This window comes from Lentibacillus sp. Marseille-P4043 (assembly GCF_900258515.1).
In the GTDB taxonomy this organism is placed as follows: domain Bacteria; phylum Bacillota; class Bacilli; order Bacillales; family Amphibacillaceae; genus Lentibacillus_C.
The window spans coordinates 1,085,264-1,109,347 of record NZ_LT984884.1; the positions used below are offsets into that span (position 1 = coordinate 1,085,264).

The following is a 24,084-nucleotide window of genomic DNA, read 5'->3' on the forward strand; positions in this document are numbered from 1 at the left end:
GGATATATCCTTTTTACTGAAAATGATAGTTATTTGATCGGATTACCATAGATTAGGAGATAAATAGGAGGATTCACTTATATGAAAAGAAACAGTTTTCTTTATATGTTCATAGTTGCTGTTATCCTTGTTGTATCATTAGCTGCTTGTACAGAAGAATCGACTGATGATCAATCGGATGAGGCAAAGGCAAAGGAGGAACAAACTAACTCAAGTCAAGACACCGATGTGAAACAGATTTCTTCCTATGATGAAAGCCGGATCGATAATCAAGCAGAAATAGAAAAAGATCTATTGGAAGAATATCAAGAGGGATCCTACTCATTCGAAGATCCTTTTATAACGAAAGATCCATATGGTGTTGCTCCTCTTACAGCGTTAGTCATGTTTGAAACAGACGAGCCAACGCAAATAACCTTAACTGTTCAAGGAAAGGACAGCAATAGCGATGTCAAAAAGTCATTTGATGCGTACGAAACAGAACATCAAATTCCTGTTTTAGGTTTGTATCCAAATTATGAAAACACTGTAACAATAGAAGCAACAAACAAAGATGGAGAAACGATAACCACGGAATTATCTATTAAAACCGATTCATTGCCAGATGACTTTTTAACAACGGATCTAGTGGAAGCAGATACGGAAAAAATGGAAAATGGATTAACATTTATCATTCCTAGTTCGCGCTATGCTTATGCTGTTGATGATAATGCTGAAGTTCGCTGGTATTCAACTTTATGGAATTCACATGTTTTTAATCGATTAGAAAACGGGAATTTATTATATATCACAAAAGAAGAAGGCCAGGATAAATATAATGACTTATTGGAAATGGATATGTTAGGAAAAGTATCTAATTCGTACATTATTCAATTAGGTGATTATGAAAAAACCAACCTGCTTCACCATGACGCAATTGAACTGCCAAATGGTAACCTGCTTACAACGACACATGATGTTGATTCTGATTACATTGAAGATGAAATGGTAGAAATTGACCGGAAAACTGGAGAAACAGTAAGTGATTTCAGTTTTAGAGACATTTTGCCAGAGACGTTTTATCAGGACTATGAAGGACCGGCGGCAGACGAAGGGGATTGGCTCCATCAAAATGCTGTCTGGTATGATGAAACAGATAATACGATTCTAATGTCAAGTCGAAGTCAAGACTTAGTTATGAAACTCTCTTATCCAGAAGGTGAAATTAAATGGATATTAGCGGCACCGGAGTTTTGGCCAGATGATTATGAGCAATATTTATTGGATCCCAAAAGTGATGAAATGAAATTCCCTGGTGGACAACATGCTGTTATGACATTGCCTGATCAGGATGACAATGATGATACGACAGATATACTTCTTTTCGACAACAATATAGTTATCACAAGAGGAAATGATGACCTTAGCGAAGACTATAGTCGAGCCGTTCAATATAGAATAAACGAAAAGGATAAAACAGTTGAAGAAGTCTGGTCTTATGGTGAAGATCGCGGTAAGGAACTATTTTCAAGTATTGTTGGGGACGCGGATTATCTCCCTGAAACAGGAAACCGACTCATAACATCTGGCTATATTGAAGTGGAAGACGGAATGAATAGTAGAGTTGTCGAGGTTAGCGATCAAGACCCTGCTGAAGTGATTTATGAAATTGTCATATCAGGTTTTGAATCAGGCAGCCACCGTCAAGCATATCGGGCCGAGCGCATGCCTTTATATCCAAAACAAGAATGGAATTTGCAATTAGGGGAAGAAGACTAATAGTATCCGGAAATAGAAAGGTATGATGGCTGATCATGAGATATATTCCTTGATCAGTCTTTTTTTTAGGTTAAATGTTAAAATAGATTAACGTTGAAAAATAGTAGGTGTTTATTTGGGAACGATCATTTTATTTGTCGCTATTATTCTATTCGCTGCGATTCTCCAGACAAGTACAGGATTCGGCTTTTCGATTATGGCAACGCCGTTTTTGCTGTTACTTTTTGAACCACGAGAGGCAATTCAAATTAACCTGATTTTATCGCTCGTCATTTCTTGTGCGCTAATTTGGAAAATAAGAAAAGATATTGATATGGGGATTTTAAAGAGGTTCATCCTAGGTGGCATTGTTGGTCTGCCTATAGGGATTACGATCTTTTTAACGATGGATATAACATGGCTGAAATTAGGAGTCAGTATTATTATCCTTTTGCTGACCGTTTTATTAATCCTTCATTTTCGTATTGGGCAAACAAGTCGAAGGGATTTCTCGATTGGTGCGCTTTCCGGTGCGTTTACAACAAGCATTGGTATGCCAGGACCGCCAATTCTATTGTATTTTTCTGGAACAGAGACAACGAAGGAAAAATTGCGAGGGACTACGTTGGCGTTTTACTTGTTTATTTACTCGGTTAGTTTGCTTACACAAGTTATGTTTGCAGGTACGACGAAAGCTATATGGCAATCAAGCCTTATCGCATTACCACTCGTAATCATTGGTCTGTTTTTGGGCCAGCTTTTATTTAAACGTATTAATCAACAAGTGTTTCAAACCATTACATATGTATTGTTGCTGTTTACTGGTATTTATTTGTTGATCCAACAGCTTTAACAGCACTCCGAAAGAAGTCTCCCACCTCAAGAAATGCGAAGAACGACAGTCCAAAGAGTAGGTGGGAGATGAATTCAGTTGACGTTAGCCAAATGCCCTGTATTCAAATTGCTAATTGTTATAATGGCTGATTCCTATTAGATTTTTGATCGCTTTCCGTGCTTTTCTTGCAATCGCTTCATGCAATGGACGTTTCTTTATTCGGAACTGCTTGATTTGGAAAACGGTTTGAACATATTTTTTGATAACGGAAATACCACTAATGGCCACTGCATCATTCGTATGAGTCTTTTCCAACCCCAAATTTTTTCGCCAAGGTATTTGGCAAACAACCTTCTTTGTACTGGTTGTTGACCCTAAGTTATTTTTGCATACCACGCTGAATGTCAATAACTATATTCTTGGTTAACCCGGTAGCATTCGCAACAAATTCAATTTCCAGGCCCTTTTCTAAAAGTCGAAGTGCAATGGTTTCCTTTGTTTTATGCTCAGCTTCCTTTGCCTTTTGCTCAGCCTTTTGTTCGGCGTGTTGTACTCGCAATTCAGCTTCACGTTGGGCTGCTTCCTCATCCATAATTTGTTTCAATCGGGATTCATAAACAAGCCTTTGTTCCTGTTCCATGCTCAGCCCTTCCCAGTTATGAAAGGCTTCCCTTAGTGACTCATCATTCAAAGCCATCACCTCGGGCCCACACGATGTGGGTCATGCAGACGTTGCCACAGGACGTGGCGTTCTTAGTCTGCCTTCCTTTACTTTTATCATCATAGATTTTACCGTTTCTAGAATCGACCATGCCAAGCAGCAAAAGCCATCTTGCCAGCGCATCATTCCATGGATCAAGTTTATCATCTTTCCAATCCTTTATTAACTTGCTCATCTCAATAAAATGAAATTCCATCACATTCGTCAGTTTGAACTGGTCTTCATCTTCATATAAATGATAGGAAGTATGGAAACGTTCTGTTTGACTAAAAAGATCAAAGTTAAGAATATTGATTGAAATTACCGGTCGCAATTCTGTATAACCCATTCCCTTTTTCTGTGAGCTTAAATATGCCTTGGACCAGTAATAGATGGAACGTTTAATCATATCATATTTATTTGTAAATTGGATTTCTACATTGATCTTTTCATCGGCATTTGTAACAACTAGCAGATCCAGTCTTGACTGTTTATCATCAACATATTCCCCGCTGAATTCCGTATTCATAAATGAGATATCCTTGATTTGATTCCTACCTGTTTTCTGTAAAATTGCATTCAAAAATACAACAGTAATATCCTTATTCTTTTCATTTCCAAATAGTTGTTTGAAGGCGTAATCAACTTTTAAATCCATTAGTTGTTCTAGTGGAATGCGTTTAAGTAATTTTGATCTATTAATTTCCTGTTTTCGCTTGGTGTATTCATTTCGATCTTCCATTACTTGAGTAANTCCAAATAGTTGTTTGAAGGCGTAATCAACTTTTAAATCCATTAGTTGTTCTAGTGGAATGCGTTTAAGTAATTTTGATCTATTAATTTCCTGTTTTCGCTTGGTGTATTCATTTCGATCTTCCATTACTTGAGTAAATGTAGTGTAATTAGTGGTTTTTTTAATCGGCAGTTCTACCAGTGTCATATCAACACTTCCTTTAGGTTATATGAGGACTTATCGAGGAGTATTTCTATCTATATTATATCAAAATCCAATTTCACAAACAAGTGTTCTTTTGCTTAATGATGAATAAATAAGTTCACACTTGTTATGAAGGAGCCCCTAGGTATGTTTTCGGTTAGTCTACAATGATATTAAGTGCATTAGTTGAGGTTAGGCTGTTCTGGGTTGGCCAGTGAATGTACGTATCATGAACAAAGCTCGTATATTAACAGAGTAGGCGGCCGTTAATATCAGCCATCAGACAGTTAAACAACAAAGTATCAAGCAATTAGCACAGGTTACAAATTGCCACCTGCGCTAACTAAAAATAGAGTGCTAAAAACATTTCGGTTTAGCACTCTATTGGCATTGTTATTTACGACTTTTTCCGCAAATACTGAACTACTTAAGATCCAAGACGAAGGTTCGTTGCTTATGCTTCCTTTTCTTCACCTAAATACTTACGTTGAAATCCAGCGATACTCTCATACTCTTCGTTAAGCATTCGCGATAACCGGATAAAGATGGGCAACAACTCTTGGTAAATTGCAGTTGTTTCGTTATCTGGATAATGGGTGTTTGTGTTCCCAACCATTTCTGAGACAAATTGGAAGTCATCTATTTCTTCCATTGCGTACATACCAAGCACAACAGCGCCTAAGCAGGAGCTTTCAAAGCTTTCTGGCACAATTACTGGTTTATCAAAAATGTCAGCCATTAACTGGCGCCACATTTTGGATCGTGCAAAGCCGCCAGTAGCTTGGATACGTTTTGGTTCGCCGGTTAATTCTTCAAGTGCCAGCAGAACAGTGTATAAGTTATATATCGTTCCTTCTAAAACGGATCTTATCATGTGTTCTTTTTTATGATGAATGCTTAAGCCAAAAAATGATCCGCGTGCATTTGCATTCCATAATGGTGCACGTTCCCCAGTCATATAAGGGTGGAAGATTAAGCCGTCTGATCCTGGATTTACACCAGATGCTATTTTAGTCAAAACATCATATGGATCAATGTTTAATCGCTTAGCGGTTTCTACTTCAGCGGCAGCAAATTCATCACGAAGCCAGCGCAAAATAATTCCGCCATTATTGACTGGTCCACCAATAACCCAATGATTTTCAGTTAGCGCATAACAGAAGATCCGCCCCTTTGGATCTGTTTTTGGCTCATTGTAGACCGTACGAATGGCACCACTAGTCCCGATCGTTACCGCGACAACACCAGGTTCAATTGCATTAACCCCAAGATTGGAAAGGACACCATCACTTGCCCCGATAATAAATGGCACGTCATTGTCAATACCCATGTACGATTGGTATTCCTGTTTAACACCAGTTAGTTTGTACGTTGTCGGTACAATTTCTGATAACTGCTGAGAAGATATTCTTGCTAGTTGTAATGCTTCTGTATCCCAATCAAGTGATTGTAAGTTAAATAAACCTGTTGCTGAAGCGATCGAATAATCGATAATATATTTTCCAAAAAACTTAAAGAAGACATACTCTTTGATTGAAATAAATTTAGCCGCCTTTGCAAAAATCGCTGGCTTTTCTGCTTTAAGCCAAACAAGTTTCGCCAATGGAGACATCGCATGTATTGGTGTCCCTGTACGTAGATATATGTCATGACCGTTATGTTCTTCTTTAATCTTTTTCGCATATTTCGCACTTCTTGTATCTGCCCACGTAATACTGTTCGTTAACAAGGTACCTTCTTCATCAACTGCAATAAGGCTATGCATGGCAGAGCTAAAGGAAATGAGTCTTAATTGCCCGTGTTCTAGGTTACCTTTTCGAATCGTTTCTCTTATCGTTCCAAGCACGGCATCAACTATTTCGTCCGGATTTTGCTCAGCGATTAATGGATTTGGAGTGTGCAGTGGATAGTTTATCGTATGCATTGTTACAACTTCGCCTTGCTTATTATATAAAACTGCTTTCGTACTTGTTGTACCAATGTCCACCCCTAAGTAGAGTGCTTGTTGTTTCATGAGTATTCCTCCTAATATAGCTGTATTGAATTTTGGTTGTTTTAATAATTTCGTAGTTGATATAAACTGCCACGTAAGTAGGGTTCAAAATTACCGCTACGGAAATACACTACGCGGACCTTAGGGCAACGCTTCAGCTTCCTCGGAAGAAAAGCACTTCCTTGAAAAAGGAAAATTGCTTTTTCTGCGTGCGATGTAACGCTGCCGAAGCTTTCCTTGTCCTGCGGGATCTTCAGCTGTTGCTTTTCCCGCAGGAGTCTACGTGTATTTCCTTCGCTGGTGTTGTGCATTAACATATTATTACAACTTTTAATGCTTGATTTTAAGGAAATATTAAAGCATATGCATATATTTCCTCACAAGCAGCCCGTATACACGTAGACTCCTGGGGGATGAGAGGCATAGGTGAGACCCCGCAGTCGCAGTGCGCCAGCACGAGGAGGCTCTCCAGCCGCCCCCGGAAAGCGGAGTGTATACGGGCTGCGGGGCAGAGAGCAACAAACAATGTGAAACCAATATAGCACTTACTTCGCATTTTATATCTATTGTGTCAATAACAACCTTTTAGAAAGCTGCTGCCTTTTAGCAGCTCTGAGCATCCTGTAGTGTATTCAGGATGCGGATTAATCCTTTATGAAAAGGGCATAAATTTTTTATATAGAAAAAGAAAAAGGAACAGCAAGCATTCCTTTTTCTCTCTATCATTTAACCAATAAATAGACTTAATATAAAGACTACTGCAAAACCGACTAAGGCAATTAATGATTCCATGATGGTCCAAGATTTTAATGTGTCTTTTACATCTAGGCCAAAGTACCGGTTGACTAGCCAGAAGCCTGAATCGTTAACGTGTGAAGCGATTGTTGCCCCTGCAGCGATCGAGATTACAATTAAGCCTAGTGTTGGTCCAGCAAGCCCCATTGTATCAATAAGTGGGGAAACTAAACCAGCCGCAGTTACCATTGCAACGGTTGCTGAACCTTGTGCGACACGAACTACTGCAGCAATTAAGAATGCAAGGAGAACAGGAGGTAAAGCAGAGTTTACCATCATGTCACCTAAAACGTCACCAACACCTGAATCAATTAGTACTTGTTTGAACACGCCACCTGCACCAGTTACGAGAATAATAATTCCTGCTGGCTCTAATGCTTTTGTAGCGATTTCTTGAACATCATCTTTTGAATAACCGCGTTTTACACCTAAGAAATAGAAGGTTAATAATGTTGCAATTGTTAAGGCTACAAATGGATGTCCTAAGAATGTGAAAATATTTCTGATGGTATTTCCTTCTTCAAGCATGACCCCGGATAATGTGTTTGCCAAAATTAATACTAATGGAATGAAAATTAACGATGCAATCATTCCGAAACTTGGTAATTCCTGTTCGTATGTCTTTCCTTCAAACTGTTGATAGTCGGGAATATCGACATGTATCTTTTTTGCAATGTATTTACCAAAAACAGGTCCAGCAATGATCATCGCTGGAATACCGGCGATAAATCCGAATAGAATAACCCAACCTAAGTCTGCATTTACTAAATCAGCTACGGCAATAGGACCTGGGGTTGGCGGTATATAACTGTGTGTTACGGCTAGACCAGCTAATAGCGGAATTCCATAATAAAGCAAGGACTTTCCAGTTTTCTTTGCTAACCCATAAATAATTGGTACAAGAATGATAAAACCTACATCAAAAAATACGGGAATTGCAACGATGAAACCAGTAATACCTAATGCCCATTGTGCCTTGTCTTCTCCAAATTTGTTAATTAGTGTTTGGGCAAGTCGTTCTGCTCCACCAGAAACTTCGAGCATTTTACCAAACATGGCACCAAGGCCAACAACTACAGCGACGAAGCCAAGTGTTCCCCCCATACCACTTTCAATCGATTCAATAACTCCACTAAGTGGCATGCCCGCTGCGATACCAACTAGTAAACTAACAAGCAATAGTGCAACGAACGCATGCAATTTTGTACGAATAACTAAAAATAATAGCAAGAAGATACCTGCAAGTGCGATCAAAATTAATGTTGAACCTGACATTTTACTTTTCCCCCTTTATTTTAAACGCTTTCATCTAGATTCTAAATAGAAGGCCGGATAGACAAGCGTTTATCCGGCCTATGTTTACTTCTTGACGACATCGTGTCCGCCAAATTCATTTCGCAGTGCTGCTACAACTTTACCTGAGAATGTGTCATCTTCCTGGGAGCGATAGCGCATCATTAAAGATAAGGCGATAACGGGTGCTGCTACTTGGAAGTCAAGAGCTGTTTCCACTGTCCATTTTCCTTCACCGGACGAATTCATCACACCACGGATATCATCGAGTTTTGCATCTTTTGTAAAGGCGTTTTCGATTAATTCCATCAGCCATGATCGAATAACAGAACCATGATTCCATACTTTTGCTACTTTTTCATAGTCATAGTCGAATTCACTTTTATTTAAGATGTCAAAGCCTTCTGCGATCGATTGCATCATTCCATACTCAATGCCATTATGGACCATTTTCAAAAAGTGCCCACTGCCGGTTTTACCAGTATATAGATAACCATTTTCTACAGATGCATCTTTAAATAACGGTTCAATCTCAGCGAATCTTTCTGCGTTTCCACCAATCATGGTGCATGCCCCTTGTCTTGCACCATCTGTACCACCGCTAGTACCGCAATCAAAGAAATAGATTCCTTTTTCGGTAAGCATTTCATTTCGGCGTAATGTGTCTTTGTAATTGGAGTTACCACCGTCAATTACCATGTCGCCCGTATCTAATAGTGGCGCTAATTCGTTAATAACGGCTTCAGTAATCTCGCCTGCAGGAACCATTAACCAAATTTTTCGTGGTACCGGAAGATGATCAACCAAATCTTTTAGCGTTGCTTGAAATTGAAAATTATCATGTTCTTCTATGTTATCTGCTGCAGCTAAATTACTATCGTAACCAACGACTTCATGACCGTGATCAGCTAAGTTCAATGCTAAGTTAAGGCCCATTTTTCCCAGACCAACCATACCTAATTTCATAATGTCCTCCTCGTGTAGAAGAATTTTTTTTCATTTTAACATAATTATATCAAATATTTTTTCATAAGCAATACTGAAAATAAATTTTGTTTCTTATATAATGGACTTAAACGAGAAACTGTTTTCACATTGCTTGTTGTTTTTAACCAGCAATAGATGTTGAAAATTGCAACGTACTATACCCAACGAAGTGTATTTCTGTAGCGGTAATTAGTATGCACTTTTATATCTATTGAGTAAGAAACAAGAGTCTTTTGGAAAACAGCCAAAACTAAGATGTAAGGGGAACGGCATAATGGATAATGTACATCAGCATGGTTTAGCAAGCATCCGCAGTAATTACGGGAAATTTAGTGACAAAGAAAAGAAGATCGCCGACTACATTTTACATAATCCCCAAAATATCATTCATCATACAATTAACCAGGTATCAGATGAATTAAACGTCGCGGAGTCAACAGTATTTCGTTTTTGCCAGCGAATTGGTTTTAAGGGGTATCAGGCGTTAAAGATTGCCTTAGCCGCAGAAATTGTTACTCCAATGAAAGATATTCATGAAAAAATTAATGATGGCGATAGCATGGCAACTGTTTCCGAGAAAGTGTTTCGTTCCAATATGAAAACGCTTGAAGATACATTGCATATTTTGGATGGTATGGCAATTGAACAGGCTGTCGAAGCCATTTTAGCTGCGAATAAAGTGGAGTTTTTCGGTAACGGAGGATCTGCGCTTGTGGCATTTGATGCTTACCATAAATTTGTCAGAAGCGGTCTACAGGTAAGTTCTAACCTTGATTCGCATATGCAACTTATGACCGCATCACAATTGACAGACAAGGATGTTGCCATATTAATCTCACATTCTGGTTCAACAAAAGATACGCTTGATGTTTTACAGGTTTTAAAGGAAAAAAAGGTGAAAACGATTAGCATTACAAACTTTGCTAAATCGCCTTTAACAAAAGAAGCAGATATTTCGTTATACACTGTGGCTGAGGAAACGGATTTTCGTTCAGAAGCATTATCATCGAGAATTGCTCAACTTAGTATTATTGATGTGTTATACACGAATGTGATGATTACGAGAAAAGAAAAAGGGAAAGAAGCATTGCAAAACATGCGGAAGGCAATTTCATTAAAACGTTTGTAGGGTGGCTGTTAGTTAATGGCCTTTAGCTCATGCTTAACGGTTCTTCCTTACCTGTCTTGTCGGCACTTTTATAAATGTGTATTAAATTCCTAATATTAGGTATTCCCTTTGTTGTGTTACTCATGTATAATGTATTTCGAGTATCGAAGAAAGGACGGCTTACATGAGTACACAAGTGAATACAAAAACGGCGGCTGCGGCTATTCCAGATAAAATTTGGACACGTGATTTTGTCCTCGTTTGTCTGGCTAATTTTTTTATATTTTTGGGGTTCCAAATGACACTTCCAACTATCCCGCTATTTGTTAAGGAGTTAGGAGGAAGTGATCAGTTAATCGGTATCATTACGGGTATTTTTACATTCTCGGCACTTTTGCTTCGTCCATATGCTGGCCATTCATTGGAATCTAAAGGTAGACAATTTGTGTATATGATAGGTCTTGCAATATTTGTCCTATCCGTTGGGTCCTATGCATTTATTGCTAGTATTGTATTCCTATTTATTATGCGAATGGTTCAAGGGATCGGCTGGGGATTTTCAACAACAGCTACCGGCACCATTGCAACAGATATTATTCCACCAAAGCGTCGTGGTGAAGGGATGGGGTATTTTGGGCTATCCGGTAACCTTGCACTTGCATTTGGTCCATCACTTGGATTAACACTTGTTGGTGTGATGTCGTTTAAGGAATTATTTTTAATTTGCGCATCATTGGGGTTAGTGGCGTTTCTATTATCTTCAAAAATCCGTTACAAAAAAGTGGAACAATCACCGAATAAATCAACCACGGTAAAATTTGATATTTTTGAAAAGACCGCATTACAACCGTCTGTATTGTTATTTTTTATTACGGTGACATTTGGTGGTATTGCTTCTTTCCTGCCGTTGTATGCCACACAAAAGGGTATTGAAGGAATTGAATTATACTTTTTAATGTATGCGATATTCTTAATGATATCGAGAACGTTTGCCGGGAAAATATACGATAAAAAAGGACATGAATTTGTCTTCCTTCCCGGGACATTATTAATTTTTATTGCAATGATCCTGTTATCATGGCTGCCAAGTATGTTTGTCATGCTTGTTGCGGGTGCTCTATACGGACTTGGCTTTGGCAGTGTACAACCAGCACTGCAGGCATGGTCAGTTGATAAAGCACCGGACAATCGAAAAGGGATGGCTAATGCGACGTTTTTTTCCTTTTTCGATCTAGGGGTTGGACTTGGAGCTATGGTATTTGGTCAGCTTGCCTTCGTATTTGGTTATGGGTCAATCTATGCAACAGCTGCTGGATCGGTAATGCTGTCAATGATGCTATATGTATTTTTATTGATAAAATCACGAAAGAGAACAGGTGCATAGGAAGATAAAAAAGCCGAGAAACAGCAACCTGCTGAATCTCGGCTTTTTATTATGCCTCTTTTGGTAATACAATTCGTTTATACAGTTGGACGGTCAACCAATAATATACACCGTAAATGACGATGAAAATGGTGATTGGTAACCAAATTTTTGTATATGGTTCAACAAGAATGAATGAAAACATCTGCATGCCGACTAACACGTGTATGAGTCCGACAATAGCCGGGAATAGGAACACAAGAAATAACTCTTTGTAAATCGACTTCACTAATAATGACTTTCGAACACCAATTTTGCGCAGCATACTATAGCGGTGCGTATCGGCGGATGCACTAGATAACAATTTGAACATTAACACACTCGCCATCATCATAAGGAAGGCAACTCCAAGGAAAAAGCCCATGAAGATGGTTCCACTAGCGATTCCTTTAAAAACCATATAGTCAGCGAATTTACTTCCTCCTGCCATGTCAACGCCTTGCTCACCTGTATACGATGCTGCTACTTTTTGCTGGCGCTTTTCAATTTGCTCTAACTGTGGCAAATAATCGGCAAAATCATCAACACGTGCGATAAGAACTTCCTGCTCTTCGGTATTGAGCTTTTGATAATTAGCTTGGTCAAAGATAAAAATACTCCGATCACCAACCATTTGGAAACCGGTGCGTAACTCGGAAGATAATGCAGTATCCCATTCGCTTGGAATACGTGCCATTTCATCCACTTCACCCCACGTATATTGTTCTTCCGGCAATGGGGTAGAAATTCGCTTCGCTTCTGGCAGTTCTAACGATGTTGGGTCAAATGGTTTGAACAATGGAGGATGCTCTAGCAAATCCTCTTTCAGAAAATAAACACCTTCATCGTTGATTTTGTAACGGTACTCATTTTCCTCAATAATATTCATGTCCGCCAGTGTGTCACGATCCGCTTTCGTTGGCTGGTGAATGGTTACATCATTTGCATGAAACATGGATGCTTGCAATTCTACGTTATTGTAAAATGACAAACCGGCAGTCATTGCCCCTAACCCGAGTGCAACAAGCATTGCGACAGTTCCGAGTACTTTGGTTAAGTGTCCCATTCTGAAACGTAATTGGGCAAACGTAAATGAATTAATTCCTTTTTCATTGAGTGTACGAATGCTTTTTATCTTTTTCATTAAATAAGGGAATAGGGAGATAAACGCCAGATACGTACCAAGTGTAATTGTTATTGCTGCAAGGATAACCCCGAATTGGGCCATCTTTGCCATATTAAACATGGCGTAATACCCAGCACCAATGAGAACCACCGCTAAAATAACGCCAATTATGGTTTTTCCACCTTTAGCCTTCACTTGATCATGCTTCTCTCCCGCATGAAGAAGGTCCAAGACAGATTTTCTGGAAATTTTAATTGCATTGACAAAGGATGTTAGCAAAAATAAAGCAACATAAAAAATAACGGTTGTGATAACAGATGATTCATATAGTGCATGGAATCCTTCACCTGAAAAATCGAGTTGGTTCATTAATAACTCCGCAATCCCTTGTGCCAAACCAATCCCCACAATTAATCCAACAATTAGTGAGACAATGCCGATAAAGAAGGTTTCAAAAAACATCAGTTGGGCTACTTTACGCTTCTTAGCCCCAAGGGTCATGTACATACCAAGCTCTTTTTGCCTCATGGAAAGCATAAAGGATGTTGCATAAAAAATATAAAACAATGTAATGAACGCTAATATAAATGTCCCAACATGAAAGATAAAGACAATCGATCCAATCATGGCATTCGATTCGATAAATGCTTTGTTTTGTGCTAGTGTTTCAAACATATAAAAAATGGCAATTGAGATCGTTAGACCGAACAATAAAACAAGATAGTCTTTAAACATTTTACGCATGCTGGAAAATGATAATTTCAATAACATGTCATAACCTCCTATTCCGCAAACTCTGCAAGTACATCAAGAATTTGATGATGGAATTCATTCCGACTACCATCACGATGAATTTCTTTGTACAATGCACCATCTTGAATAAATAAAATTCGTTCACAATAGCTAGCGCTTAGTGGATCGTGTGTGACAAGCATGATGGATACACCGTGATTTTCATTTAAATGATCCATCGCTTCTAACATACTTTTTGCACTTTTGGAATCAAGTGCTCCTGTAGGTTCATCCGCTAATATAATGGCAGGTTCATGAACCAATGCTCGTGCTGCTGCTGCCCGCTGTTTCTGTCCGCCTGAAACCGTAATAGGATACTTGTCCAAGATCGCTTCAATGCCAAGCTTTTTAGCGACCTCCACAACACTTGGTTTAATTTTTCTTGATGGAACCCCCTGTAAAGATAATGGCAGGGCAATATTTTCATAGATTGTCAAGTTTTCCAGCAAGTTAAAGTCTTGGAAAATAAATCCGAGCTGCTCTGACCGAAAATCCGCCAATTGCCCTTGTTTCATTGATGTAATATTGGTACCAGCAATTTCAATCGTGCCATCAGTTGGCTTATCTAAAGTGGAGACAACATTTAATAGTGTCGTTTTCCCTGCGCCAGAGGGTCCCATAATACCGACAAATTCCCCTTGCTGAATATCAAACGTAACTCCTCTTAATGCATGGAATTGGCTTTCGTTTTTCTTACCAAAAATTTTATGAATGTTTTTCACGTTAACGACGGGTTGATTCATTGTTATAACCTCCAAATAATGATCTATTGCTAGTTTATCCACATTCACATTAAAGTACTATGTCTTTTTCTTTCAGTAGTCTTACAGTTTTGTAAGATGGCGTCTGATTTCTAACAAGGTAAGAAAGTATAAGTTTTTGGCTCTGATCTGTTCTTGGGCAGGACGAGCCACGTCCAGCTCCAGCGCCCAGCAACTAGCAAACTTCACACTCCTCCACTACGATAAGTCAACATCGGCTCGTTCCTCACCGTGTTTCCTTTATCTCATTGCGGAGTGCTCCAGTTTGTACGTTGCTAAACGGGCGCTTGCGCTTTTGTCCTCATGTATAGAATGAATCAGTTTTCCCCATCCTAATAAAAAGTTCTCATAGTTTAAAAACGAGCCATTCTCGTTTACAATAAAAGAAATAGAGATGGTAGAAGGTAGGTTAATAGGCTTTGGCGAGTATTCAAAATTTAAACTTACAAAAAATATTTCCAGCCCCCGTATACAGACGTGGATTGGAATACTATAAACAAGACCGAGTTAGCGACCTATTGTATGATATCAATTATCAAGTTTGGACTGCCTCTGTACGAGGATCGGAAATGTATTTTGTTGAGATAAATATGGCCGATTTAGAAAAGGGTTCCATTCAGACGTACTGCGATTGTCCAGCGTTTTCTACGTATAATACATGTAAACATATCGTTGCAACGCTAATTGCAATTTCTAAAAAACCATCATCAAATATACCTGCTCAAGCATCGTATGATTATCAGACAACAAATCAGTTAATCCATTCGATTACATCCTTGCAACAGCCTATGGAAACTTCGGAGATTATTACGAGCAAAGTGCCGCTAAAAGTGGAATACTACATCAAATGGACGTATGATCGGCACCTATTTCTTGAGCTAAAGGCAGGGGAAAAGCGTCCGTTTGTTGTTAAGAATGCCCAAGAATTTTTAGGAAATGTACTAAGCGGGAATGAACATTATTTTACGAAGACATTTACGTACAACCCGGATACCCATTATTTTCTCAGGCAAGATATAGACATTTTTGAAATGCTATATTCTATATTGCGAAATGAGCAAATTTACGTTGATCGGGCATTTTATCATTATCAGGATACATCGGAGCGTTCAATCGTTATTCCGCCACTTCTGATTGAGCCGCTGTTGGATAAACTTATTGAGCGTCAGTTAACAGTTGAAACGAGGGAAAAGCGTTTCGAGCATGTTGATGTTGTCAAGGGAGAGCTGCCGTTTCGCTTTGCAATCTCGAAGAACAAACAGGGAGAAATGGTATTGGCCATGGATGAAATGGATTCCATGATCTACTTTTCGATGTATCAATTACTGTTTTCACAAGGGATATTTTATTTTCCTGCAAAAGAACAACTACCGATCGTTGAACAATTAGATACGATCGGGATAGAGAATCACCGCTTGCCAATTACGAAAAAGCAGGCAGATGTTTTTGTATCAGAGGTGCTGCCAACGCTTAAAAAGGTCGGGGAGGTACAAATTTCGGATAACGTTGCATCTGAAATTATTCAAGTGCCACTGCGAGCCAAACTTTATCTTGATGTCCAAGCGGAATGGATTGTTGGCAGGTTGGAATATCATTATGGTGAGCATCAAATTGATCCGTTCAATGGGCGTGAACAGGACGAGGTCATTATTATTCGCGATGTCACAAAAGAACAGCAGATTATGCGCCTAATTGAACAGGCGAATTTTCATTACAATGGGAAAGAGCTGTATATCGAAGCAGATGAAGAGTCGGTTTATGAATTTTTATATCATGCCTTACCACTCTTTGAACAATATGTGGAACTGTTCTTGACATCTGAGGTTCGTCATCTGATCGTGGAAAATGAACCGAATCCGAGTACGAGTGTGCGAATTGAGTCGTCCTCCAATTTATTGGAAGTTGGCTTTACCATCGAGGGCATTAATGATAATGAAATTAACCAAATTTTGAACGCGGTAATGGAGAAAAAGCGGTATTATCGTTTGCAAAGTGGAGCATTGCTTTCTTTGGAAGGGGAAGAGTTTTCTTCCATTAAGCAACTTTTTACCGATTTGGATATTAAAAAGTCGGACGTTCAGGATGGAAATGTCCAATTACCTGCTTATCGTGGTGTACAAATTGATGAACTAATTGATACCAAGAAAGACTATGATCCGTCATTTCGCCGGTTATTGAACCAGCTGAAATCACCAGAGGAACAAGTGTATCCATTGCCAGATCAATTACAAGCCACATTAAGAGATTATCAGAAGACTGGCTATCAATGGTTTAAATCGTTGAGCAATTATCAATTAGGCGGTATTTTAGCAGATGATATGGGTCTCGGAAAAACATTGCAAAGTATCGCATATATGGTATCGGAACAAGGTGATAAACCGCATTTAATCGTTGCACCATCGTCCGTATTATATAACTGGAAAAACGAATGTCAAAAGTTCGCACCAGATTTACAAGTTGCGATTATGACTGGCACACCAACAGAACGACAAGTAAAGATTCAAGAACAAATGCATATGGATGTCTGGATCACTTCCTATGCAACATTAAGGCAAGATATTGAATTTTACCGTGATTTATCTTTTCAAACATTGATTTTGGATGAGGCGCAGTATATTAAAAACTATGCAACGAAAACATCCCAAGCAATTCGGGAAATTAAGGCCAGTAAGCGTTTTGCATTAAGTGGTACCCCAATTGAAAATTCGATTGATGAATTGTGGGCAATTTTTCAAGTCATATTACCAGGGCTCATGCCAAATCAGCGTGCATTTAGACAATTGTCACATGAAAAAATCGCTATGTTGACGAAACCGTTTATTTTAAGGCGCCTGAAGCAAGATGTGTTGAAAGAACTGCCTGATAAAATTGAAACCGTCTCTGTCTCAGAATTAACGAAACCGCAAAAAGAATTATATCTCGGTTACTTGCGCCAGTTACAACAAGAGGCAGCGCAATCAATGAAAGATCATGACTTTCATAAAAACCGGATGAAAATATTAGCTGGTTTAACTAGGCTGCGACAGATTTGCTGTCATCCATCATTGTTTATCGAGAATTATGAAGGGAAGTCCGGGAAGCTGGAACAATTGATGGAAACGGTTCGCAATGCTGTAGAAAATGGCAAACGAATGCTGATTTTCTCCCAATTTACAAGTATGCATGAGATTATTATTCGTAAATTGGCGGAGGAAGGAATCGATTACTTTTATTTGCATGGGTCAACACCATCGCAGGAACGCGTGCAAATAAGTGAGCGGTTTAACAATGGGGAAAAGAGTGTGTTTCTAATATCGCTGAAGGCTGGCGGAACAGGATTGAATTTAACAGGTGCAGATACTGTTATTCTCTATGATTTGTGGTGGAATCCTGCTGTTGAGGATCAAGCAACAGGCAGAGCACACCGCTTTGGGCAGAAAAACGTGGTACAGGTTATTCGTCTAGTCACAGAGGGAACCATTGAAGAGAAGATTTATGATCTGCAGCAAAAGAAACGCGAGTTAATTGACCAAGTAATCAAACCAGGTGAAAGTATGCTATCCAGCCTGTCTGAAGATGATATAAAAGAACTGCTTAGCCTTTAGCGCTGAGCAGTTTTATCTTTTTTAGAAGCTCTTTTCGTAGTCTTTGTCGCTATTCGTGGTTGATGGAAGAAAATGCGACGTAGTGAAAATTCCCTTTCGTAACAATGATGATGCAATGCCTAAATTCCGCTCCGGCAGAATACTTCGCTTTCCGCGGGCACGGCTTCAGTCTCCTTGCCCCGGTGAGACCCCGCAGAGCGACGAGCGAAACTTCCACCGAGTAAGCTTCGAGTTGCGAGGAGCGATACTTCACCGAAATTACTTGCAACTCGGGCGAGCACCCAGCTCGAGGAGGCTCAGCAGCCGCCCGCGGAAAGCGAAGTGTATTTCCGGAACGGCGGGGGAGTAGATTCTTAGTTATATCGCATTTTATATCTATTGTGTCAAAGCAACAATCTTTAAAAAACAGCCTTAAAAAAATGAAAGTAAAACATGTTTGCTGCGTCTTTGTAATGGGAATCATAAAGGTGTATAATATATAGTATATTCTGAAAAGGGGTTGGTTAAATTGGGAAAAGTACTAAAGGGGTTTAGTAAATTTATCGTCGCCAATTTTGCGGTCATACTTGCGATTTTGTTATTACCAGTCTTCTTAATTACAGATGACGTTGCAATTTTTGATCAAGTGATGGATTATTTGTTTAATAATAAAAACTAGCAATGGAAGTATCCCTTTAATGGGGGTATTTTTATGTTTTTCACTTCACATAAGGAAGAGCCAGATTGACTCCCAATCTGACTCGGCTTATTATGATACCGTTATTTGAAATAGCTTCCTCGGACGCCCTTTTTGATAAGGTTTTTCTTCTCCAACTACTTTAATAACCTCACCCGATAACAATTTGTAAACCGTACGTTCAGCACTGCGCTTCGTTACCCGATAATAATTAGCAATATCATTGGCAGAAAAAGGTTCATTATTTCGAAGTTTGATAAAGTCAATAAAATTATATGACAGTTCATTATTTAATTTTGCCTTATGAATTAATGCTCGGTAAAGCTGTGAGGTGTTAAATTGTTTCTCAATCCCAAGCGGGCCAATTGTTTCTTGGCGATCATTTACAATATAACAATTGCTTACTTCGTTACGATTACATGCTTCTAATGCTAATTGAGCGTTCGTTTCTGCTTGATTTGCTGTTAAGCCTAGTCCGAATCCAATATCAACATGAATGTTCAGCGTTTGTTCGATTTCCTGCAAAAGCGGAAAATCGCGATAATGGTTGGTAATATAATTCAAAAGTCCTTGGGTACCGAACAAAACGAATTGGTTATCCCCATTTGCTAACACAGAGGAGTATGTTTGTTGACCAAATTTTTGTAGGATTTGTTGTAATTCTCGTAAAATATCTTGGCTGAAATATCCATCATGATCTGAAACAACGAACGAATTATCTTGTTTTACACGAACAAAACCGGCAATAATTTGTGCGCTTTTCGATTGGTTAAGTATTGCGGATTCCTTTGCACGCTCAATGGCGCGCTCCAAGTTAATTTTAGGTATTTGCATGCAACTTGTTGGGACGTTTTGTTTTGTTAGCTTCTGTTTGACATCTACAATTGAGGTTAAAACGTGATCAATTTTTCCTTGATTCCATAGATTTTTGTGATAGGCGACAATATGGTCAATATCAAGTTCGCCACCGTAGCTGTATGTATAAATCGAGTGATCATGAATTGCCAATTCGGTTACTACCTCATCAACATGGACACGATCAGGTACATCAATTGAAATGCGATTTAACGCTTGGTGGTGGTAATGTTTAAGTCGGCATAAGGAGGTAAGAATCATATATTCGTCACAAGCAATTTGTACTGCTGGTAGACGTCTTTTATCAATCTTCTCTTTTGCGTATAAATATGGTAGGGTGCCAGCAAACAAATAAATGTCACACATAACAGCTTTCTCGATTAATTCCGTCGTTTCGTGGGCTTTCGTATAAGTAAATGGGACAATTTCAATGTCATCTTGGTCTTCTACATAATGGTTAATCTGCTCGATTAATTCCTTTCTACCAAAAACAGCAATCTTTATTTTCATGACAAGAACTCCTTTATTCATGCTTGTTCAAAAGGTCCCCTGATTAGAGTAAATAATTAGATAATTCAAGGCCGAATTGTGGGCTTCGTTTAAATCTCGTGTCGAATCATTGTGTTAATTTTTAGTTAATTGTTGATATAATGAAATAGTTAACGACACAATTCGTTAATTAATATTATGCTACGGAATTTTCTTAATATTGTCAAGAAGGAAAATGAAGAAAGATAAAGAAATCGTTCACAGTTATAATTAAATATGGCTTTGTGGTATGCTTCACTTAAAGAGACAATTAGAATTGGAGTGGTAAATAATGGATCGTCTAGTAGAAATATTGCAGATCAAAATTCCCGTTATTCAAGCTGGAATGGCTGGTGGGATTACAACTCCAAGCCTAGTTGCAGCTGTAGCCGAATCAGGAGCACTCGGTACAATTGGTGCAGGTTATATGAATGCAGAGGTATTGAAAAGTGAAATTAAACAGGTGAAGCAACAAACAGATAAACCGTTTGCTGTTAATTTATTTGCTACTAATTTACAGGCATCTTCCAAGGACATAGCTGAAATGCAACATGTGTTAAACCCATTCAGACATGAGCTTGAGATTAAAGCTGGTAAAGAATCAATTGAGGTAACTGATTATTTACAGGAAAAGATTGAGGTAATCTTACAGGAAGATATTCCAGTCGTTAGTACTGCATTTGGTGTGTTATCACAGGATTCAATTGGGAAATTAAAAGCGAACCACGTCACATTGATTGGAATGGCAACGAATCTTGAAGAGGCAAAACAGCTTGTAGATGCTGGATATGACATTATTGTTGCACAAGGCTGTGAAGCAGGCGGACACCGAGGTACATTCGATGTGAACACGTATAAAGATGGTTGTAACCTTGGACTTATTGTTTTGGTTCAAGAACTATCAGCGAATCTTTCTGTCCCGATTATTGCTGCAGGTGGAATTCATACGAAGAAACAGATTGAGGGATTACGAGCGATAGGAGCAGACGGCGTGCAATTAGGTACACGGTTTTTAGTAGCAAAAGAAGCGGGAACAAATCGTGCCTATCGACAAGCTTTGATAGACGCATCAACAGCAGACACGGTCATTACCAAAGCATTTTCTGGTCGACCTGCCAGGGCAATATCCAATCGATTTATCAAAGAAGTTGAGAATAGCTCTGTCGCTACCTTACCATTTCCGATTCAAAACGAAATGACAAAAGATGTACGTGCGGCTAGTAAAAAGTTGGGTATTACTGACTTTCAATCATTATGGGCCGGACAAGGTGTTGGCGCGATAGATAAAGAGGAAACGGCAGCAGAGATTATCAAATCATTAGGTATGTAAATGGTTGAAGGGATGGTTCTTGATGGGCAAACAGCAACATGATTTTACACAAGGAAATATTTTAAAACAGTTAATTGTCTTTTCTGGACCAATTATGCTGACAAATCTATTGCAGACATCGTACCAATTCGCTGATAGTCTGTGGGTCGGAAATCTGCTTGGTGCGAATGCGCTTGGTTCTGTTGCTGTTTCGAGCACGATTATCTTTACAGTGTTATCTTTTGTGATCGGGTTAAATAACGCAGCGTTAACCATTTTGTCACAGCAAAAAGGACGGAATAATGCTAAAGGATTAAGTAATTACCTGAATGCTTTCGTTGTGATCTTAACACTTCTGGCTGTGACGTTAGGTGTGACTGGATTTCTACTTGCAGAGCCATTGTTGAACCTTCTTGGTACACCAGAAAACATGATGACAGCGGCAAAAACATATTTACAAATTAATTTTATCGGGATGTTATTTTTGTTTGGCTATAATTTTATTAGCACAGTGCTTCGGGCTTTAGGAGATAGTAAAACACCATTGAGATTTGTTTTGATCGCTGTTGTTCTTAATATTGTATTTGACCCATTATTTATAGCGGGATTCGATTGGGGTGTGCAAGGCGCCGCATTTGCTACGGTTACTGCACAAGGGGCTGCCTTTTTATACGGACTTGTATATGTGCTACGTCGAAAATTAGCACCATTTCACATTCCGAAGTTACCGAAAAAACAGGAAGTTGGCTTAATCTTAAATCTCGGCATTCCATCTGGGCTACAAATGGCAGTCATCTCGGCAGGTGTTGCGGCAATTATGAGTGTTGTTACAGGATTTGGTGAAGATGTTGTTGCTGGGTTTAGTGCCGCACAACGCTTAGATAGCTTGCTTATGCTGCCGGCACATGCGTTGGGGACATCGGTTAGCAGCATGGCAGGGCAAAATATCGGTGTTAGAAATTGGTCTCGTGTGAGAAGCATCGCTAAATATGGGGTCCTATACAATTTCTCTGTTATGCTTCTCGTGGGAATACTTGTTGTGTTTTTAGCAAAATATGGTGTCCAGCTGTTTATCGATGATCCACAAGCAGTTCAATTTGGTACAAAATATTTACAAATTGTTGCGTTATGCTATCCATTTCTGGGGATAAATTTTATTTTAAATGGAATTGTCCGCGCTTCGGGTGCAATGTATCAAGTACTTGCGTTAAATGTTATCTCGCTTTGGGTCCTGCGTTATCCACTAGCGGAGATTTGCTCCAACTTGTTTGGTGATACAGGAATAGCAATCGGTATGGGGGCAAGCTTTTTGACAAGTAGTTTGTTCGCCTTCCTGTACTATCGTTATGGAAAATGGCGGCAAAAGAAACTGTTCACAAAGCATGAAAACGGTTAAGCTTTATGCACAAGCTGTGGATAAAGTTGAGGATAAGTCCTATATTTTGTAGAAACAGACAATATTCGACACAATATATGCAATTCACCTGTGGATAATTCTATGAAACTAGTTTTATAAGTGCTTTTGCTTAATGATTCGATAAATATGTTATGCTAGTCTAATGAAAGACATAGATACGAAAGGCGAACGATGCAAGTGAAACGAAGAAGCAAAAAAGCAATCAAGCAGGCATTAATCATTGCAGTAGTGCTATGTGGTATTTTCCTGATGATGTCTGTCGTAACGATTAATAAAGAAAACAACACGGATTTTCAACTTGATCGCTCGTTAATAAGTGATCAGGTAATTGCATATGAACCATTGATAAAAAAATATGCAAAAAAATACGAGGTGACAGCATATACGGATGTCATGCTCGCCATGATGATGCAAGAGTCAGGTGGTCGAGGAAATGATCCGATGCAATCATCAGAGAGTTATTGTGGAAAAGTCGGTTGTATTGATGACCCAGAGCTGTCGATCAAACAAGGAGTCTATTACTTTTCCAAAACGATCGATGAAGCAAATGGTGATGTCGAACTGGCCGTACAATCGTATAATTTTGGTAGGGGATTTATTGATTATGTGAAAGATCAGACAGGAAATTATACACAGCAAGCAGCGATTGATTTTTCACAGAAAATGTATCAAAATGCACCAGACAAATCGATTTATACGTGCTTGCGTAAAGAGGCGAAACAGTATCATGCATGTTATGGGGATATTTATTATGTGCGAGATGTTATGGAGTATAAAGAAGCACTAGAGAATCAGTCATAACCAAATGGAAAATGGTATGATTATATAAGAAGATTATAAGGAGGTTGTAAACATGGTAAAAGCAATTCACACGGAACATGCGCCAGCGGCAATTGGACCGTATTCACAAGCAATTCAAGCAGGTGATTTTACTTATGTATCAGGGCAAATTCCAATTAATCCAGCAACTGGAGAAGTGGAACAAGGGATTGAAAAACAAACTGGACAAGTTTTAGAAAATCTGAAAGCTATTTTAGACGAGGCTGGGACTGACTTTTCCCAAGTTGTCAAATTTACGATCTACTTAAGTTCAATGGATGACTTTGCCACTGTGAATGAGATATATGGCAGTTATTTAAAAGAGCCATACCCCGCAAGAGCAACGGTTGAGGTGAGTCGCCTGCCGAAAGATGTGCTTGTTGAGATGGATGTTGTTGTATATAGGAAATAAATTGGGAGTCAGAAGTCT

General features: G+C 38.9%; 19 protein-coding genes. 10 read left to right on the forward strand and 9 right to left on the reverse strand.

The window, feature by feature from the left end; all coding sequences use genetic code 11:
* Positions 1 to 81: 81 nt before the first annotated feature.
* Both C8270_RS05630 and C8270_RS05635 read left to right on the forward strand, forming a co-directional pair.
* Positions 82 to 1,758 (forward strand): aryl-sulfate sulfotransferase, encoded by a 1,677-nt coding sequence (locus C8270_RS05630; protein WP_106495892.1) that lies wholly within the window; start codon positions 82 to 84, stop codon positions 1,756 to 1,758.
* 115 nt (positions 1,759 to 1,873) lie between these two features.
* Positions 1,874 to 2,590: a sulfite exporter TauE/SafE family protein gene (locus tag C8270_RS05635; RefSeq protein ID WP_234028489.1), complete on the forward strand. Its 717-nt coding sequence runs from the start codon at positions 1,874 to 1,876 to the stop codon at positions 2,588 to 2,590.
* A gap of 111 nt (positions 2,591 to 2,701) precedes the next feature.
* Here C8270_RS05635 and C8270_RS05640 read toward each other — a convergent pair whose 3' ends face one another.
* From C8270_RS05640 to gnd, 6 genes are all read right to left on the reverse strand, one after another.
* The gene (locus tag C8270_RS05640; RefSeq protein ID WP_106495893.1) at positions 2,702 to 2,893 is read right to left on the reverse strand and encodes a hypothetical protein; all 192 of its coding nucleotides are present in this window, start codon (positions 2,891 to 2,893) and stop codon (positions 2,702 to 2,704) included.
* A gap of 58 nt (positions 2,894 to 2,951) precedes the next feature.
* The gene (locus C8270_RS20400) at positions 2,952 to 3,212 is read right to left on the reverse strand and encodes a hypothetical protein (protein ID WP_234028490.1); all 261 of its coding nucleotides are present in this window, start codon (positions 3,210 to 3,212) and stop codon (positions 2,952 to 2,954) included.
* Positions 3,213 to 3,255: 43 nt separating this feature from the next.
* Positions 3,256 to 4,212, reverse strand: coding sequence for an Rpn family recombination-promoting nuclease/putative transposase (locus tag C8270_RS05645; RefSeq protein WP_234028491.1), 957 nt, complete (start codon positions 4,210 to 4,212; stop codon positions 3,256 to 3,258).
* Positions 4,213 to 4,663: 451 nt separating this feature from the next.
* Positions 4,664 to 6,223 (reverse strand): gluconokinase, encoded by a 1,560-nt coding sequence (gene gntK, locus C8270_RS05650; RefSeq protein ID WP_106495894.1) that lies wholly within the window; start codon positions 6,221 to 6,223, stop codon positions 4,664 to 4,666.
* A 705-nt stretch (positions 6,224 to 6,928) separates the two neighbouring features.
* On the reverse strand, positions 6,929 to 8,272 hold the full coding sequence (locus C8270_RS05655; protein ID WP_106495895.1) for a GntP family permease: 1,344 nt from the start codon (positions 8,270 to 8,272) through the stop codon (positions 6,929 to 6,931).
* Between the two features lie 84 nt (positions 8,273 to 8,356).
* On the reverse strand, positions 8,357 to 9,256 hold the full coding sequence (gene gnd / locus C8270_RS05660) for a phosphogluconate dehydrogenase (NAD(+)-dependent, decarboxylating) (RefSeq protein WP_106495896.1): 900 nt from the start codon (positions 9,254 to 9,256) through the stop codon (positions 8,357 to 8,359).
* Between the two features lie 295 nt (positions 9,257 to 9,551).
* On the opposite strand from gnd, the gene C8270_RS05665 reads away from it, so the two are divergent.
* Positions 9,552 to 10,406, forward strand: coding sequence for a MurR/RpiR family transcriptional regulator (locus C8270_RS05665; RefSeq protein WP_106495897.1), 855 nt, complete (start codon positions 9,552 to 9,554; stop codon positions 10,404 to 10,406).
* Between the two features lie 163 nt (positions 10,407 to 10,569).
* The gene (locus C8270_RS05670) at positions 10,570 to 11,769 is read left to right on the forward strand and encodes an MFS transporter (protein WP_106495898.1); all 1,200 of its coding nucleotides are present in this window, start codon (positions 10,570 to 10,572) and stop codon (positions 11,767 to 11,769) included.
* Between the two features lie 49 nt (positions 11,770 to 11,818).
* On the opposite strand, the gene C8270_RS05675 is transcribed toward C8270_RS05670, so the two are convergent.
* Together C8270_RS05675 and C8270_RS05680 are read right to left on the reverse strand one after the other, a co-directional pair.
* Positions 11,819 to 13,684, reverse strand: coding sequence for an ABC transporter permease (locus C8270_RS05675; RefSeq protein WP_106495899.1), 1,866 nt, complete (start codon positions 13,682 to 13,684; stop codon positions 11,819 to 11,821).
* Between the two features lie 11 nt (positions 13,685 to 13,695).
* Positions 13,696 to 14,448, reverse strand: a complete 753-nt coding sequence (locus C8270_RS05680; protein WP_106495900.1) for an ABC transporter ATP-binding protein — start codon at positions 14,446 to 14,448, stop codon at positions 13,696 to 13,698.
* 437 nt (positions 14,449 to 14,885) lie between these two features.
* Between C8270_RS05680 and C8270_RS05685 the strand changes: the two genes are divergently transcribed.
* Positions 14,886 to 18,050: a DEAD/DEAH box helicase gene (locus C8270_RS05685; protein WP_106495901.1), complete on the forward strand. Its 3,165-nt coding sequence runs from the start codon at positions 14,886 to 14,888 to the stop codon at positions 18,048 to 18,050.
* A gap of 508 nt (positions 18,051 to 18,558) precedes the next feature.
* Positions 18,559 to 18,708 (forward strand): hypothetical protein, encoded by a 150-nt coding sequence (locus C8270_RS19745; RefSeq protein WP_158701604.1) that lies wholly within the window; start codon positions 18,559 to 18,561, stop codon positions 18,706 to 18,708.
* 90 nt (positions 18,709 to 18,798) lie between these two features.
* Here the strand turns inward: C8270_RS19745 and C8270_RS05690 are convergent, their stop codons facing one another.
* Positions 18,799 to 20,091 (reverse strand): hypothetical protein, encoded by a 1,293-nt coding sequence (locus C8270_RS05690; RefSeq protein WP_106495902.1) that lies wholly within the window; start codon positions 20,089 to 20,091, stop codon positions 18,799 to 18,801.
* A gap of 310 nt (positions 20,092 to 20,401) precedes the next feature.
* Between C8270_RS05690 and C8270_RS05695 the strand changes: the two genes are divergently transcribed.
* The 4 genes from C8270_RS05695 (at position 20,402) to C8270_RS05710 (ending at position 24,066) form a co-directional block, all read left to right on the forward strand.
* Positions 20,402 to 21,439: an NAD(P)H-dependent flavin oxidoreductase gene (locus C8270_RS05695; RefSeq protein WP_106495903.1), complete on the forward strand. Its 1,038-nt coding sequence runs from the start codon at positions 20,402 to 20,404 to the stop codon at positions 21,437 to 21,439.
* A gap of 22 nt (positions 21,440 to 21,461) precedes the next feature.
* Positions 21,462 to 22,814, forward strand: a complete 1,353-nt coding sequence (locus C8270_RS05700; protein WP_106495904.1) for an MATE family efflux transporter — start codon at positions 21,462 to 21,464, stop codon at positions 22,812 to 22,814.
* Positions 22,815 to 23,006: 192 nt separating this feature from the next.
* Positions 23,007 to 23,636: a lysozyme family protein gene (locus tag C8270_RS05705; RefSeq protein WP_106495905.1), complete on the forward strand. Its 630-nt coding sequence runs from the start codon at positions 23,007 to 23,009 to the stop codon at positions 23,634 to 23,636.
* Between the two features lie 52 nt (positions 23,637 to 23,688).
* Complete coding sequence (locus C8270_RS05710) at positions 23,689 to 24,066, forward strand: RidA family protein (protein ID WP_106495906.1); 378 nt, start codon at positions 23,689 to 23,691, stop codon at positions 24,064 to 24,066.
* The last annotated feature ends 18 nt before the right edge of the window (positions 24,067 to 24,084 follow it).